The organism is Halorubrum saccharovorum DSM 1137 (genome assembly GCF_000337915.1).
In the GTDB taxonomy this organism is placed as follows: domain Archaea; phylum Halobacteriota; class Halobacteria; order Halobacteriales; family Haloferacaceae; genus Halorubrum; species Halorubrum saccharovorum.
In genome coordinates this window covers 138,418-153,609 of the sequence record NZ_AOJE01000005.1, presented here as the reverse complement: position 1 = coordinate 153,609, position 15,192 = coordinate 138,418, and the positions used below count along the sequence as shown (strand labels likewise).

At 69.9% G+C, this 15,192-nt stretch carries 16 protein-coding genes; 7 read left to right on the top strand and 9 right to left on the bottom strand.

The genetic code is table 11. The features are described from left to right. Positions 1-73 precede the first annotated feature (73 nt). Complete coding sequence (locus C471_RS00795) at positions 74-1,282, top strand: M24 family metallopeptidase (RefSeq protein ID WP_004045850.1); 1,209 nt, start codon at positions 74-76, stop codon at positions 1,280-1,282. Between the two features lie 82 nt (positions 1,283-1,364). Here C471_RS00795 and C471_RS00790 read toward each other — a convergent pair whose 3' ends face one another. Continuing rightward, positions 1,365-2,135: a hypothetical protein gene (locus C471_RS00790; RefSeq protein WP_004045849.1), complete on the bottom strand. Its 771-nt coding sequence runs from the start codon at positions 2,133-2,135 to the stop codon at positions 1,365-1,367. Positions 2,136-2,275: 140 nt separating this feature from the next. Here C471_RS00790 and C471_RS00785 point away from each other — a divergent pair, with 140 nt between their 5' ends. Then, complete coding sequence (locus C471_RS00785) at positions 2,276-3,460, top strand: MFS transporter (protein WP_004045848.1); 1,185 nt, start codon at positions 2,276-2,278, stop codon at positions 3,458-3,460. A gap of 44 nt (positions 3,461-3,504) precedes the next feature. Here the strand turns inward: C471_RS00785 and C471_RS00780 are convergent, their stop codons facing one another. The 6 genes from C471_RS00780 to C471_RS00755 form a co-directional block, all read right to left on the bottom strand. Continuing rightward, complete coding sequence (locus C471_RS00780) at positions 3,505-3,741, bottom strand: hypothetical protein (protein ID WP_004045847.1); 237 nt, start codon at positions 3,739-3,741, stop codon at positions 3,505-3,507. A gap of 104 nt (positions 3,742-3,845) precedes the next feature. Then, positions 3,846-4,448: a CDP-alcohol phosphatidyltransferase family protein gene (locus C471_RS00775; RefSeq protein WP_004045846.1), complete on the bottom strand. Its 603-nt coding sequence runs from the start codon at positions 4,446-4,448 to the stop codon at positions 3,846-3,848. Between the two features lie 26 nt (positions 4,449-4,474). After that, positions 4,475-4,990, bottom strand: coding sequence for an adenylate kinase family protein (locus C471_RS00770; protein ID WP_004045845.1), 516 nt, complete (start codon positions 4,988-4,990; stop codon positions 4,475-4,477). After that, a complete protein-coding gene (hisC, locus tag C471_RS00765) occupies positions 4,987-6,081 on the bottom strand; it encodes a histidinol-phosphate transaminase (RefSeq protein ID WP_004045844.1) in 1,095 nt (364 codons plus the stop codon). Before hisC ends, C471_RS00770 begins: the two co-directional genes overlap by 4 nt. A gap of 115 nt (positions 6,082-6,196) precedes the next feature. Further along, positions 6,197-6,940 carry a fumarylacetoacetate hydrolase family protein gene (locus tag C471_RS00760; protein ID WP_004045843.1) on the bottom strand — a complete coding sequence of 248 codons (744 nt, stop codon included), beginning with the start codon at positions 6,938-6,940 and terminating at the stop codon, positions 6,197-6,199. Positions 6,941-7,054: 114 nt separating this feature from the next. Then, positions 7,055-8,107 carry a zinc ribbon domain-containing protein gene (locus C471_RS00755; protein WP_004045842.1) on the bottom strand — a complete coding sequence of 351 codons (1,053 nt, stop codon included), beginning with the start codon at positions 8,105-8,107 and terminating at the stop codon, positions 7,055-7,057. A 102-nt stretch (positions 8,108-8,209) separates the two neighbouring features. Between C471_RS00755 and C471_RS00750 the strand changes: the two genes are divergently transcribed. The 3 genes from C471_RS00750 (at position 8,210) to C471_RS00740 (ending at position 11,090) form a co-directional block, all read left to right on the top strand. Next, a complete protein-coding gene (locus C471_RS00750) occupies positions 8,210-8,932 on the top strand; it encodes a metal-dependent hydrolase (RefSeq protein WP_004045841.1) in 723 nt (240 codons plus the stop codon). 250 nt (positions 8,933-9,182) lie between these two features. Next, the gene (locus C471_RS00745; RefSeq protein WP_049908895.1) at positions 9,183-10,580 is read left to right on the top strand and encodes a sugar porter family MFS transporter; all 1,398 of its coding nucleotides are present in this window, start codon (positions 9,183-9,185) and stop codon (positions 10,578-10,580) included. A 111-nt stretch (positions 10,581-10,691) separates the two neighbouring features. Next, complete coding sequence (locus C471_RS00740; RefSeq protein ID WP_004045839.1) at positions 10,692-11,090, top strand: OsmC family protein; 399 nt, start codon at positions 10,692-10,694, stop codon at positions 11,088-11,090. 107 nt (positions 11,091-11,197) lie between these two features. On the opposite strand, the gene C471_RS00735 is transcribed toward C471_RS00740, so the two are convergent. Beyond that, positions 11,198-13,846 (bottom strand): PAS domain S-box protein, encoded by a 2,649-nt coding sequence (locus C471_RS00735; protein WP_004045838.1) that lies wholly within the window; start codon positions 13,844-13,846, stop codon positions 11,198-11,200. A 49-nt stretch (positions 13,847-13,895) separates the two neighbouring features. After that, a complete protein-coding gene (locus C471_RS00730) occupies positions 13,896-14,093 on the bottom strand; it encodes a hypothetical protein (RefSeq protein ID WP_049908894.1) in 198 nt (65 codons plus the stop codon). A gap of 148 nt (positions 14,094-14,241) precedes the next feature. Between C471_RS00730 and C471_RS00725 the strand changes: the two genes are divergently transcribed. Together C471_RS00725 and C471_RS00720 are read left to right on the top strand one after the other, a co-directional pair. Beyond that, a complete protein-coding gene (locus tag C471_RS00725) occupies positions 14,242-14,568 on the top strand; it encodes a hypothetical protein (protein ID WP_004045837.1) in 327 nt (108 codons plus the stop codon). Positions 14,569-14,613: 45 nt separating this feature from the next. Further along, positions 14,614-15,174: a thioredoxin family protein gene (locus C471_RS00720; RefSeq protein ID WP_004045836.1), complete on the top strand. Its 561-nt coding sequence runs from the start codon at positions 14,614-14,616 to the stop codon at positions 15,172-15,174. The last annotated feature ends 18 nt before the right edge of the window (positions 15,175-15,192 follow it).

The following is a 15,192-nucleotide window of genomic DNA, read 5'->3' as shown; positions in this document are numbered from 1 at the left end:
CGAGCGCCGTCTCGGACGCCGGGGAGAGTGCCGCGAGGACAACGGATTTGGGGGTCGCCCGAGCAGGTTCCGTATGAACCGCGCGCGACTCGACGACCGGCTCGCCGACCTCGAGACGGACGGCTACCTGATCGACGCCTCGCAGGACGACGCCAACCAGCTGTACCTCTCCGGGTTCACCGGACCCGACCCCTTCCTCACGCTGTACGCCGACGGCGAGATCCACGTCCTCGTCGGCGGGCTGGAGTACGGCCGGGCGAAGAAGGAAGCGACCGCCGACGCGGTCGAGCGCCACGCCGACTACGACTACGAGTACGGCGGCCGCGAGGAACGCAACGACATGTACGCCGCCTTCGTCCGCGACAAGGGCGTCGAGTCCGTGTCGATGCCGCCCCGCGGCCCGGTCGGCACCGCCGACGCCCTCCGCGAGCGCGGTGTCGAGGTCGCCGTCGACGCCGACGACCGGATCCGCGAGGCCCGGGCGGTGAAGACCGACGAGGAGGTCGACGCGATCCGCGAGGCGCAGCGCGCCAACGAGGCGGCGATGCGGGCCGCCGAGGAGCTGATCGCCGGCGCCGACGTGGCCGGCGAGGACGTGCCCGCCGACGGCGAGGACGATCCTGCCGACGGCGAGATCGAACCCGGAACGCTCCTTCACGACGGCGAGCCGCTCACCAGCGAACGGGTGACCGAGGAGATCGAAGTGACGCTCCTGCGGCACGGGTGCGCGCTCGACCAGACGATCGTCGCCGGCGGCGCGCAGGCCGCGGACCCTCACGACCGCGGTTCGGGGGCGTTGCGGGCGAACGAGGCGATCATCATCGATATCTTCCCGCGGTCGAAGGCCACCAAGTACAACGCCGACATGACCCGGACGTTCTGCGTCGGCGAGCCGAGCGAGCGGCTCCGCGAGTGGTACGACCTCACCGAGCGCGCGCTCGACGCCGCGCTCGACGCGGTCGAGCCGGGCGCGACCGGCGAGGACGTGCACGCGGCGGCCTGCGAGGTGTACGAGGACGCCGGCGAGCCCACCTTCCGTACCGACCCCGAGACGGAGACGGGGTTCATCCACTCCACCGGCCACGGGGTCGGTCTCGACGTCCACGAGTCCCCCCGGCTCGCGAGCGGGGGAGAGGAGCTTGAGCCCGGCCACGTGATCACCGTCGAACCGGGGCTCTACGATCCCGACGTGGGCGGCGTCCGGATCGAGGACATCGCCGTCGTCACCGAGGAGGGGTACGAGAACTTCACGGAGTACCCGATCGAGTTCGTGGTCGGGTGACGTGAGGAACGTCGTCGGGTGACGTCAGAGGCGTCGCCAAGTGATGCGAGGGCTGTCGCCGCACTCGAACGCGCGGTCCGCCTCAGGCCGTCGGCGCGGAGCCGGGGTCGGTCGCACCGCTCTCGCCGAGTTCGCCTCGCCGGTCGCGCTCCTCGCGGAGGCGCTCGAACGCCTCGGCGATCACGCCGAGGATCACGATACTGAACGCCATCGAGATCGCGACGGTGACGAGCGTCGCGGCCGCCGACGCCGGACCGACCGCGATCGTGAGCCCTATCGACAGCGCGGTTACCGCGACGGTGAACGGGACGATGACGATCGCCAGCAGCACGAACAGGCGGATCCAGTTCCCGCGGGTGAGACGCCAGCTGTCGGCCATCGCGGCGACGAAGTTCTCGTCCTCGACCGCGACGAAGACCGCCATGAACAGCAGGGCGACGTAGACGATGATGCCGGGAATGAGGAACAGAACCGTCCCGACCGTCACCAACACGCCGAAGACCGCACCGCCGACCATGAGGTTCACCACGACCCAGCCGATCCGGCGCGTGACGAACTCGCGCGGGATGCTGCCGGTCTCGCCCGCGACGAACGTCCGGATCGCGACGACCGAGACGACCGGTAACACGAGGAACGAGACGACCGCGAATGCGGCGAGCACGGGGAACGGCGCGTCGACTACCGGTGCGAGCTGACCAGCGGCCTCGGCCGGGAGCGACGCCGCCATGACGCTGTTGAACGCCACCTGCCACGCCGCCCCGAGGACGACTGACGCGACGACCAACAGCAGGCCGTTCCGATTCGCCACCCGGCGGAGACCGTGCGTTATCGTCGAACCGATCTGGAGGGACATGCGAATCGCCGTTTCCGGGGGAGTTCACGTAAAACCATTGAAAAGATGTGGGCCAGTCTCGACGCGTGAGGCGGGCGGGGCCGACGCCGAAGTCGCGCCGGGATCGGAAGCCGCTTTTCCGCCCGGACGAAATTCCGGCCGTGAACTGGCGGTACAAGCACACTGCGCTCGCGCTCTGTACGCTCGCGTTCACCGCGACGATGGTCGCGCGACTGGTGATCAGCCCGCTGATCCCCCAGATCCGCCTCGAGTTCGGCGTCACGAACGCGACCGTCGGGCTGGGCCTCTCTGGCATGTGGCTGGCGTACGCGCTCGCGCAGTTCCCCTCCGGCGTGCTCGGCGACCGGTACGGCGAGCGGACCGTCATCCTGACCGCCGTGGGCGCCACCGCGGTCGCCTCGCTGCTCATCGCCGCCTCCCCCTCGATCGTCGCGTTCATCGTCTTCGCCGTCGTGCTCGGTGCCGGCGCCGGCCTCCACTACTCGGTGGCGACCACCTTCCTCACGCGGCAGTTCGACGACATCGGCCGAGCCATCGGCGTCCACGTCGCCGGCGGCCCGGTCGCGGGGCTCGCCGCCCCGCCGCTGGCCGCGCTCGTCGGGTCGCGGTACGGCTGGCGCGCCGGCATCGCCCTCGGCGTCGCCGCCGCGGTCCCCGTGTTCGTCCTGTTCGCGTGGCGGGTGCGACCCACCGAGCCGCTCCGTCCCGATCAGGCGATGCGCGAGCGGTTCGCGTTCGGGCCGCTCGCGGAGCTGCTCTCCCGACCCCGAATCCTCTACACGACCGCGCTGGCGACGATGGGCGCGTTCACGTGGCAGGCGACGGCCTCCTTCCTCCCGTCGTTCCTCGAGTTCGGGACGGAGCTCTCGACCGCGGTGTCGGCGCTTCTGTTCTCGCTGTACTTCCTCGTCCACGGCGCGACGCAGCCGGTGACGGGATCGATATCCGATCGCATCGGCCGCGACGCGACCGTGATGGCCACGATGGCCGCCGGGGTCGTCGGCTACGGGCTGCTCGTCGCGGCGGCGGAGTTCGGGTTCGGACTCCGCGTCACCGTCGTCGGCGTCGGGTTCGTCGGTCTCGCGATGTCGTGGGGCGCGCCGCTGCAGTCGCGGTTCATGGACCTCCTCTCCGACGCCGAGCGCGGCGCGGGATTCGGACTCGTCCGGACCGCCTACATGGTCGTCGGCGCGTCGGGGAGCGTCGTCGTCGGCGCGGTCTCCGACGCCGCCGGCTGGACGGTCGCGTTCGGGCTGCTCGCCGGCGTGATGGGGCTCGCACTGACCGCGCTGGCGGCGAACCGGCTGCTGGGGCTGGGGTACTAGCGGACCGTCTTTGAAAATTGCCGTCGGTTCGCAAGGCGGACCGGCTACAGCCGGTCGTCTTCGAGGCTTCCCGGGTCCTCAGCCGTGTCGAACATGTTGTTCTCGGCGCCGTCGAGCATCTCGTCGCGAGGCTCGTCGTCGACGACGCTCACGTTGTACGCCTCGATGCCGGAGGCGATCAGGTCCTCCGCGGCCTGCTCCTCGGAGACGAACTCCTGTTCGGCGAGCTGCTGGAACTCCGCGTACACGTCGTCTGATAGGTTCAGCTCGAAGGTGGGCATACGCACCCGTTCCGGCCGGACGCTTTTAAGCGTTCTTACGCCGGTGACCGGCGCGTGCGCGGCGGAGCGGCGCCCTTCGACGGCGGGGATGAGACCGCGATCGCCTATATGTCGCGCCACGCGCCGAGGAACCGCTGGACCGCGGTGAGATGCCCGACGGCGGCGAACAGCGCGAGCAGGAGACCGACGACGTTCAGCCCGGCGACGATGGGGGCGGAGTACGCCGCGGCGACGACGCCGACGATCCCCATCAGCGCGAGCCGGTCGGCGCGTCCGAGCAGCCCGCCGTACTCGCGGCCGATGCCGACGGCCTGGATCTGGGTGCCCATGTACGACGTCATCAGGACGCCGGTCACCGCGGCGAAGCCGAGCGCGTACGCCCCGACACCGACGGTGAACCCCGCGATCACCGCGATGTCGGCGTAGCGGTCGAGGACGTGATCGAGGAGGTCGCCCCCGTCGGAAGAGACCTCGAGGTGGCGGGCCAAGGCGCCGTCGACGAGGTCGAGCCAGCCGTTGAGCAGGACGCAGACCGCTCCGACGAGGTAGAAGACGGGGTCGCCGACCGCGAACGCGCCGGCGGCGGCGACCGCGACGCCGAACGCGAGGACGCTCACCTGGTCCGGCGAGAGCCCGAGTCGCGCCGCGGCGCGCACCCACGGGCCGAGCAGGCGGTCCGCGACCGAGCGGTACTGATCGAGGGTCATCTATCGATCCGACCGTCGCGGCGGGCTCATATATAATCGATGAAGTCGACGGTCCCCGCGCTCGGCTCGCGCTCGCCCTCGATCGCCGCGCGGATCGCGTCCGCGACCGCCTCCGGGTCGCGGTCGGTCGCGTCGATCTCGTAGACGGTCTCGACCCCGTGTTCGGCGACCGCCTCCGAGAGGATCACGTCGAGCGCCTCGCTCTCCGCGTTCTCCTCGGCGGTCGCCGGGGATTCACCGCGGGCTTCGAGCCGGCGTTCGATCTCCTCCGGACGACACCGGAGGACGACGACGCGGTCGACGTCGAGCCGGTGCGCGAGGTGGGAGTCGAGCACGCCGGACCAGTCGCCGAGGTGTTCGCGGACCGCGTCGAGGTCGGCGACGAGCGTGTCGCGGTCGGGGTCGCGCTCGGTCCAGAGGTCGTCGTCGCCCTTGATCCGGTCGTTGAGGTGGATCACGTCGTACTCGTCTTCGAGCAGCGCCGTCGCCGTCGACTTGCCGGTGCCGGGGGTTCCGGTGACGGCGACGCGGTCGGCGGTCATGGCCGGGCACCGAGCTCCAAGTCCGAGAGCGTCTCGTTGAGCCGGTCGACGGCCTCGCAGGTCCCCTCGCGCGTGCCGGTCGAGATCCGGACGTGGCTCGGGAGGCCGAAGGAGGTGCAGTCGCGGATGATGACGCCGCGCTCCTGCGCTTCCTCGGCGACCCGCTCCGCGTCGCCGACCTCGGCGAGGACGAAGTTCCCGGCCGACTCGACGGTCGGGGCGTCGAGCTCGTCCGCGATGTACTCGCGGGCCCAGCGCGCCGTCTCGACCGACTCCGCGACGTGCTCCTCGTCGTCGAGGGCGGCGAGCGCGGCCCGGCACCCGAGTTCGCTCGCGGCGAACGGGGTGTTGACGCGGGCGTACGCCTCGCCCCACGCCTCCGGGACGACGCAGTATCCGACCCGGAGCCCGGCGAGGCCGTACGCCTTCGAGAAGGTTCGGAGCACCGCCACGTCGTCGCGCTCGGCCGTCAGCGGGACCGCGCTGTCGACCTCGGTGAACTCCCCGTACGCCTCGTCGACGACGACGAGCGTCTCCTCCGCGGTCGCGTCCGCGATCGCCCGCACCTCGTCGAGGGGCATGACCGATCCCGAGGGGTTGTGCGGCGACGTGAGATAGACGATCCGCTCGCCGCCGTAGGCGGTGAGCACGGTCTCGGCGTCCTGCGCGAAGTCGTCATCGGGGGAGAGCGCGTACTCGGAGACCTCGCCGTGGTGGTAGCGGGCGGACATCCCGTAGTAGGCGAACCCCGGCGTGGGGGCGAGCACCGCGTCGCCGGGCTCTAGCGCGGCTCGCGAGAGGTAGTCGATCGAGCCGTCGGCGCCGGGCGAGACCCACACCTGCTCGGTCGGCACGTCCCACTTTGCGGCCAGCTTCGCGGTGAGGTCCGTGTGGGAGGACTTGGGGTACTGGTGGACGCGGTCGGCGTGCTCGTGGATGGCCTCGACGGCCGCCGGGCTCGGGCCGTGGGGGTTCTCGTTCGAGGAGAGCTTGATGAGGTCGTCGGGGTCGAGCCCGCGATCGCGGGCGACCTCCTCGACGCCCCGGCCCGGAACGTACGGCGAGTGATCGGAGAGATCCCGTGGTTGCATGCGCGTGGATCCGGGCGGGGCGCTCTTAAGAGTGGCCGAACCGATCGTTCACCGGAAACGCGGTGTGCGACCAGGCGGCACGGGGCGGTGACAGCCGCGAACGGCGGCGAGGGGCTCAGGGGACCCGAACGTCGTGTTCGAGGGTCCCGACGCCCTCGATCTCGACCGCGACGGTGTCGCCGTCCGAGAGGGCGCCGACGCCCTCGGGCGTGCCGGTCGAGATCACGTCGCCCGGTTCCAAGGTGAGGTAGGTCGTGATCTCCTCGATCAGCGTCGGCACGTCGAAGATGAGGTGCTCGCGGTCGCTCGACTGCTTCGTCTCGCCGTTGACGCGGAGCTCGACGTTCGCGTCGTCCGGCACCTCGTCCGGTGTCGCCATCACGGGACCGAGCGGCGCGGCGCCGTCGAACGCCTTCCCGCGCACCCAGTTCTGCTCGCGGTTCTGGTCGTCTCGGTTGGACACGTCGTTCATGCAGGTGAAGCCGGCGACGACGTCCATCGCGTCGTCGGCGTCGACGCCCCTGCACTGCTCGCCGATCACGACCGCGATCTCGGCCTCCCAGTCGATCCGGTCTTTCCCCGCGGGGACCGTGATCTCGTCGCCGTGGCCCGCCAGCGCGTTCGGGGGCTTCAAGAAGAGGAGCGGTCGGTCCGGCACGTCGTTGCCGAGCTCGGCGGCGTGGTCGGCGTAGTTGCGGCCGATACAGACGATCTTCGTCGGTTCGGCGGGCGGGAGCACGTCGATCGCGGGGTCGTCGAGGGCGTACTCGTCGCCGGCGAAGGCGACGGTGTCGGCCTCGGGGTCGTAGGTGCCCTCGCGGATCGATCCGGCCGGATCGCGGAACCGTGCGCGGTGCATACCGACCCATCGAACGGGCTGATAAAAGGACTGCCGGAGGACGTTCGGTGCAGGTCAGTCACCGCTCCGCCAGCCGCTCCGGACCGTCATCGCTCCGCCAGCCGCTCCGGACCGTCATCGCTCCCGCTCCGCCTCTTCGTCCCGTCTCAGCTCGTCGGCGTCGATCGCGACGTCCGGATCCGCCCCCTGTTCGCCCGCGTCACCACCGAACAGCTCCTCGCGGGCGCAGTCGGCGCAGTAGTGGTTGTGCCGTACCGAGCGGGTCCGGATCGGGACGCCGGCGACGACCGTCTCGTCGCGGCGCCGGCGGACGACCCCGCGCTCGAACGCCTCGCCGCAGACGACGCAGGGCGACTCCGTCCGCTCCGTCGCGGGGGTGATCCGGTGGTCGACGGTCCGGACTCGCCCGAACCGGGAGATCCCGTGTCGGCGGTCGAGCCGCCGTTCCACGGGCGGGGACAGTGCCAGTCCGATCGCGGCGAAGGCGAGCCCGAACAGCGCGCCGGGGACCGCCCCGGCCTCGACCGAGACGGCGGCGATGCCCAGCCCGATCAGCAGCAGCAGCCCGCTCAGGAGGTACCCGGAGAGCGTGACTAGCGGGTCCTCGTCGCGTCCGGGAGTGGACAGCTCCGAGGCCGGGAGCGGCTCGTCGACGGCGAGCCGGCGCGTCTCCGACAGCTCGGTGTAGTGATACCAGCCGTACAGCACGTTCCCGACGCCGCCGGTCGTCGGCAGGAGGAGGACGTGGACCGGGATCGAGCCGATGTCCCTGTCGACGAGGACGACCCGGTCGCCGTGGTCTTCGGTGAGCTCCCAGCCGGCGTCGAGGTGGTCGCGGACGCGGGTGCGGAAGGCTCGGCGGGCGTCGGCGTCGGTGCCGGAGTCGGCGTCGGTGCCGGAGTCGGCGTCGGTGCCGGAGTCGCGAGCCCTAACGGTCGAACCCCCGGTGCTCCCGCACGGCTCCCCGCAGTTCGCACAGAACTCGTCGTCGGACGCGACGGGCTCGCCGCACTCGGTGCAGTACGCGGACGCGGCGTCGTCCGTCGGTTCCGTGGCGCGCAGGTCGGCGCCGCAGCCCGGACAGAAGTTCGCGTCGGGCGCGACCGATCGGTCGCACTCGCGACACCGATCGGTCAGCGCCGGGGCGTCGTTCCGCTCAGAGGGCATCGGAGGGGATTCGTGCGGCGGGCGGTTAACTCCTCTCCCGGCGGGCGACGTCACCGCGGCGTCGACTTTTATTACGACTCGCTGAGACGTATCACGCGTACCATGGAACTCACCTGGCACGGCCACTCCACGTGGCACGTCGTCGTCGACGAGACGGAACTGCTGATCGATCCGTTCTTCGACAACCCGAAGACCGACGTCGACCCGGAGGAGCTCGACCCCGACTACCTCCTCTTGACTCACGGCCACTCGGATCACATCGGCGACGTGGACCGGTACGAGGACGCGACGGTGGTCGCCACTCCGGAGCTGACGGGGTACATCCAGGACAACTTCGGCCACGAGGACGCCGTCGGCGGCATGGGGATGAACATCGGCGGCACCGTCGAGTGCGGCGACGCCTGGGTGACGATGGTCCGCGCGGACCACTCGAACGGGATCGACACGGGATACGGCACCTCCGCCGGGATGCCGGCCGGCTTCGTGGTCGGGGACAAGAAACCGACTCAGGAGTCGGACCCCGACTGCACGACGTTCTACCACGCCGGCGACACCGGGCTGATGTCCGAGATGGTCGACGTGATCGCGCCGTACCTCGAGCCCGACGCCGCCGCGCTCCCCGTCGGCGACCACTTCACGATGGGGCCCGCCGGGGCCGGCATCGCCGCCGACTGGGTGGGCGCCGACGTGGTGTTCCCGATGCACTACGACTCGTTCCCGCCGATCGAGATCGAGACGCGGGAGTTCGTCAACGAGGTGAAAGCCGCGGGCGCCGCGGCCGAACCCGTCGTCCTCGAGGGCGACGAGACGTACGTACTAGAGTAGTCGGTCCGACACGCGGCAGTGATTTTTTCCCGCGACGACGACAGAGAGCCGCGGGACTCGGACTCTCGATCGACGACTGCGCCGCCGCCTTCTCACGATCGTAGAATACTATTCAAATGTGAATAAATATTATACGAATAGCGGTAGATTCCGGTGATCTCCAAGGGCACAAAGTTACTTCACAGACTTAAATTAATAATAAATCAGAAGCCTTCTAAATAAAAGACTGTTACCGTCGGAATGGTACGCCATGTCAACCGCAGATATGCGGGCTGTGATCCGCGGGGAAGGCGGACGATTCGTCTACATCGTCTCCGCGCTCGCAGCGCTCAACGGACTCCTGTTCGGGTTCGACACCGGGATCATCTCCGGAGCCATCCTCTTCATCGACACGGCCTTCGAGCTGACGCCGCTGGTGGAGGGGATCGTCGTCAGCGGCGCGATGGTCGGGGCGGCGGCCGGCGCGGCCGTCGGCGGGCAGATCTCCGATCGCATCGGCCGCAAGCGGTTCATCCTGTTGTCGGCCGTCGTGTTCTTCCTCGGCTCGTTCCTCATGGCGGTCGCGCCGACCGTCGAGGTGCTCGTCGCGGGGCGGATGATCGACGGGATCGCCATCGGCTTCGCGTCGATCGTTGGGCCCCTGTACATCTCCGAGATCGCGCCGCCCTCGGTCCGGGGCGGCCTCACGTCGCTGAACCAGCTGATGGTCACCGTGGGGATCCTCTCGTCGTACTTCGTCAACTACGCCTTCTCCGGCTCCGGCTCGTGGCGGATCATGCTCGGCGCGGGGATGGTCCCCGCCGTCGTGCTCGCGGTCGGCATGCTCCGGATGCCCGAGAGCCCCCGGTGGCTCTACGAGCGAGGCCGGACGGACGAGGCCCGCGCGGTGCTCCGCCGCACGCGCGACGGGGACATCGAGTCGGAGCTCTCCGAGATCGAGGCGACCGTCGAGGCGCAGTCCGGGAACGGGGTCCGCGACCTGCTCAGCCCGTGGATGCGCCCGGCGCTGGTCGTCGGGCTCGGGCTCGCGATCTTCCAGCAGATCACCGGGATCAACGCCGTGATGTACTACGCGCCGACGATCCTGGAGTCGACCGCGTTCGGGAGCTCGCAGTCGATCCTCGCGTCGGTGTTCATCGGGACCGTCAACGTCGCGATGACGGTCGTCGCGATCCTCCTCGTCGACCGCGTCGGGCGGCGCCCCCTCCTACTCGTCGGGACCGGGGGAATGATCGGGTCGCTCACCGTCGCCGGCCTCGTCTTCCAGTTCGCCGACCCGACCGGCGGGCTCGGCTGGCTCGCGACGCTCACGCTCGTGTCGTTCGTCGCGTTCTTCGCGATCGGGCTCGGGCCGGTGTTCTGGCTGCTCATCTCCGAGATCTACCCGCTCGCCGTTCGCGGGAGCGCGATGGGGATCGTGACGGTCGCCAACTGGCTCGCGAACCTCGCCGTGGCGCTGTCGTTCCCTGTGCTGCTCGACGGGATCGGCACGCCGGCGACGTTCTGGCTGTTCGGCGTCTGTAGCGTCGTCGCGCTGCTGTTCACCTACCGCACCGTCCCCGAGACCAAGGGCCGGACGCTGGAGGCGATCGAGGCCGACCTCCGGAGCGCGACCGGGGGCGCGGCGGACGTTCCGGGAGACGACTGAGCCGGTAGACGGTGTCTGAGCGCGTCGGCGATAAGCGCGCCGTCGCTCGATCGCGCCGACGTTCCGATGCCGATAACCTTTATCCTCGCCAGACCGAACCGGAAGACGACTATGGCAGACATCGAGACATCCACCGTTTCCGAAGAGGGCTACGCCTGCACGAGTCAGGTCGGCGAGTTCGACCTGCAGATCGACGCGACCGACGAGACGGGGCCGAACCCGAACGCCGCGCTCGTCGCCACGTACGCCTCCTGTTACCTCCCCGCGTTCCGAGTCGGCGGGAGCCAGCGCGGCGAGGAGGAGCTCGGCAAGGTCCAGATCGACGCGAGCGCGGAGCTCGACGACGACGACGATCTGGAGTCCATCGCCTTCGACGTGCACGTCGAGGCCGACCTCGACGACGAGACCGCCGACGACATCGCCGAGCGCGCCGAGGGCATCTGCCACGTCCACAGCGCGCTGCGCGACGGCCTCCACGCCGACATCAGCGTCTACCCCGGCGCGTTCTGAGCCGGCGAAGCGGTTAGCGGATCGACGGCTCAATCGCTCGACGACCCGACCGATTTTTCGCGTATCGGACCCGACTCGGAAGCCGCAGGGCCGTCAGTGATAAGCGGTTACGGCCGCTCGACGCCCGTGAACTCGAAGCGGGCGCCCCCCGTCTCGCCCTCGGTCAGCGTCACTTCCCAGCCGTGGGCCTCCGCGATGCGCTCGACGATCGCAAGCCCGAATCCGGTCCCCGACTCGGAGGTCGTGTGGCCGCTCTGGAACACCTCGTCGCGGCGGGATTCGGGGATGCCGGGACCGTCGTCTTCGACGTAGAACCCGTCGGGAATGTCGCCGACGACGATGCGGTCTCCCCCGTGTTCCGCCGCGTTGCGGAAGAGGTTCTGGAGCAGCCGCTTGACCCGACCGGGGTCCGCGAGCACGTCGCCCTCGGTCTCGACGGCGACATCGAGCCGGTCGGGGATGTCGCCGCCGTTCTCACCGTCCGCGTCTCCGCCATCCGAATCCTCGCCGTCCGCGTCCCCGCCGTCCGCGTCGACGCTCCCCGCCCCCTCAACCGGGCCGAGCACGTCGGTCGCATGACGGGTCGCCAACTCGCCGAGCGGGACGGGATCGACCGACCCCACGGCGTCTCCCTGCCGTGCGAGGGTGAGCACGTCGTCGATCAGCCGCTCCATCTCGTCGAGCGCGGTGTCACAGCGCTCGAAGTACGACTCGTTGCCCGTCTCTCTGGCGAGTCGGAGGTACCCGGAGAGCACGTTGAGGGGGTTCCGGAGGTCGTGCGAGACGATGCTCGCGAACTCGTCGAGCCGCTCGTTCTCGCGCTCGATCCGGCGCTCGTACGCCCTCCGCTCCGAGATGTCGCGGCTGGTGGCGAGGAACCGGTCTTCACCCTGCACGTCGACCCGCCGGACCTGCACTTCGACCGGGAACGACGTGCCGTCCGCTCGGCGGAACGTCGTCTCCAGCCGACGCGTCTCGTCCATCTGCAGGCTCTGCCAGAGATCAGGTCCCTCTCGGGGGTCGAGCTCCTCGTCGATCTCCCAGACGTCCATCCCCACGATCTCCTCGCGGTCGTAGCCGAGCTCGGCCGCCATCACGGGGTTCGCGTCGACGATCTGGCCCGCCTCGTCGTGGATGTCGATCATGTCCGGCGAGTCCTCGTAGAGGGCCTCGAGTCGGGCCGAGGTGCGTTCGAGTTCCCGCTGGCGGCGGCGCTTCTCGGTCACGTCGCGGGAGGTGCCGAGTACGCCGTCGAACTCGCCGTCGATGACGAGCCGTCGGAAGCCGAAGTCGACGATCGCGTCGGACCGGGCGGGGAGGTCGAGCTCGACCGTTCCGGACAGCGTCTCGCGGTCGCCGGCGACCAGCGCCGCGAACGGGTCGTCTTCGCGGGTCTCGCGGAGCCGCGAAACGAGCCGGCTCCGCCGACCGACGAGCTCCTCGGGAGTCGTGTCGTACACCTCGGCGGTCCGGTCGTTGACGACCGAGAACCGTCCGTCGGCGTCGTAGACTGCCACCGAGTCGGGGAGTTCGTCGACGAGCCGCCGGTAGCGCTCTAGGTCGCGTTCCCGCTTCTTCTCCTCGGTCACGTCGATGTGGATCCCGACGGCGCGGACCGGCTCCCCCTCGTCGGTGCGCTCGACGACGCGGCCGCGGTCGCGGATCCACTTCCAGTCGCCCGATTTCGTCTCCATCCGGTGGTCGCACTGGTAGTACTCCGTCTCGCCGGCGAAGTGCGACTCCAGCGCCGCCCACACCTTGGAGAGGTCGTCGGGGTGGACGCGATCCTCCCACTCCGTGAGCTCGAAGGCGATCTCCGACTGGTCGTACCCCAGCATGCCGGCCCACCGCTCGTCGAATCGCACCTCGTCGGTGCGGACATCCCAGTCCCAGACGCCGGCGTCTGCGCCCTCGATGGCGAGGCGGAACCGCTCGGAGAGCTCGCGGAGCTCGCGCTCGCGCTCCTTCTCCTCGGTCACGTCGCGGAAGTACACCGACAGTCCGGTGTCGGAGGGGTACGCGTCGATCGCGAGGTCCAGAGCCGGGCCGTCGAAGTGGAACTCGAAGGCGGTCGGCTCCCCGGTCGCCATCGCCTCGCGGAACTCCGTCTCGAGCACAGTCCCGCGGAGAGCTTCGAACCGGTCCCAGATCCGCTCTCCGAGCAGCTCTCCTGCGTCGCGCCCGAGCAGTTCCGCCGCCCGCTCGTTGAGGTACGTGAGGCGCCAGTCCTCGTCGATACCGCAGAACGCGTCCGTCATCCGGTCGAGGTGTTCCGTCACCCGGCGCTCGGTGCGCGACCGGGACACGGCGCGGTCGACGCGAGACGCGAGCGTCGCGTAGGAATCCCCGCTGTCGTCTGGGTTCCCGCTGTCGTCGGGGTCGTCGTCCACCGGGAGGTACTCGTCGACCCCCGCGGCGACCGCCTCGCTCGCCACCGCCTCGGACCCGTGAGCCGTGAACAGCACGAAGGGGAGGTCGCGATCGCGCTCGCGGACAGCGCGGAGGAACTCGACGCCATCCGTCTCTGAGAGGTCGTAGCCGCTGACGACGCAGTCGATCTCCCCGGAATCGACGACACCGAGGCCCTCGGCCGCGTCGGCGGCCGGCGTCACTTCGAACCGGTCGGCGTGGTCCTCGATGGCCGCCACCGCGCGGTCCCAGACCGCCGGCTGTTCGGCGACTAGGAGTACTTGCGCCGCCTCGGACCGCGCGTCCGCCGAGAGCGCGTCCGACCGACGGCCGTCCCGTGTTGTCATCTGTTGGTGTGTCAACACTCGGGCATAGTAATTATTTTCATGTTACACATCAGGTCCCGGTCATTTCCGACGCGTACGCGACGACGGCGCTCGACGCGGCGTACCCGATCGCCGCCACGATCGCGGCCGCGACGAGCGCGACCGCGAACTCCCGAGCGACCGCGAACGCGATCAGGAATCCCGCCATGCCGACCGCGTTCGCGCACAGCAGTCGGAGCGTTCGGTAGGACGGCTCTCGGGTTGACATACACGTGGTACGGAGCCCCTGACCAAAAAGCCACGAGACACCGTCATCGAGCGAGTGTCGGCGGGCCGCGCTCCGCGACCCCGCCACGGAGCGATTTCGGGCCGACGCGGGGAACGATTTAGGGACGATGCCGCGGCCACCCGCCCCCATGCGACCGCGAGACGATCCGACCGAGCGGCGGCGACGGCGTGCGAGCGCCCAGAAGCGGTACCGGTCTCACCGAGGCACCGAGACCAACCTGTGCGGTCGCAGGCTCCGAGCCGGGGGGTATCAGGCTCTCCTGCCGATCGCGACGCTCGCGGGGGTCGTCATCGGCGGGCTCCTCGTCGCACTGCGGGCGACGAGCGCGCTCCTCCGGGAGTGGTCCCTCGCGATCGCGGTTCTCCTCGCCGTCGCGGGATGCTGGCTGTGTGCGGTCGCCGTCGCGCACGTCGCGGCCACGGTCGTGGCGCGCGGATCCGGTACGAGCCGATGAGAATCCCGCGGAACGGTTTTGAGGACGGCGCTGGAACAGGCGCGTATGGTCGCGATGGAATCCGACTCGGACCTCGACCGCGGCGACGCCGCGCCGGCGTTCGAGCTACCGGGCACCGACGGCGAGACGCACACGCTCGACTCGTTCGACGCGGACGCACTGCTTGCGGTGTTCACCTGCAACCACTGCCCGTACGCGCAGGCGAAGTTCGGCCTTCTCAACGATCTGGCGGCCGAGTACGACGACCTGGCCGTCGTGGGAATCAACCCGAACGACGCCGACGAGTACCCCGACGACTCCTTCGAGGCGATGCGCGAGCGCGTCGCCGACGGCACGATCGCGTACGACGCCTACCTCCGCGACGAGGCGGGTGAGGTAGCGGACGCGTACGGCGCGGTCTGTACCCCCGACCCGTTCCTGTTCGGCCGCGACGGCGACGCGTTCCGGCTCCGGTATCACGGCCGGCTCGACGACGCGTTGAACCCCGACGACGAGCCGACCGAGTTCTACATCCGCGACGCCGTCGACGCGGTGCTGGCGGGCGAGGAGGTCGAGATCCCGGACCGCCCCTCTCGGGGCTGTTCGATCAAGTGGCCGGACGCGTGAGGAGCGGGTTGCTGAGAG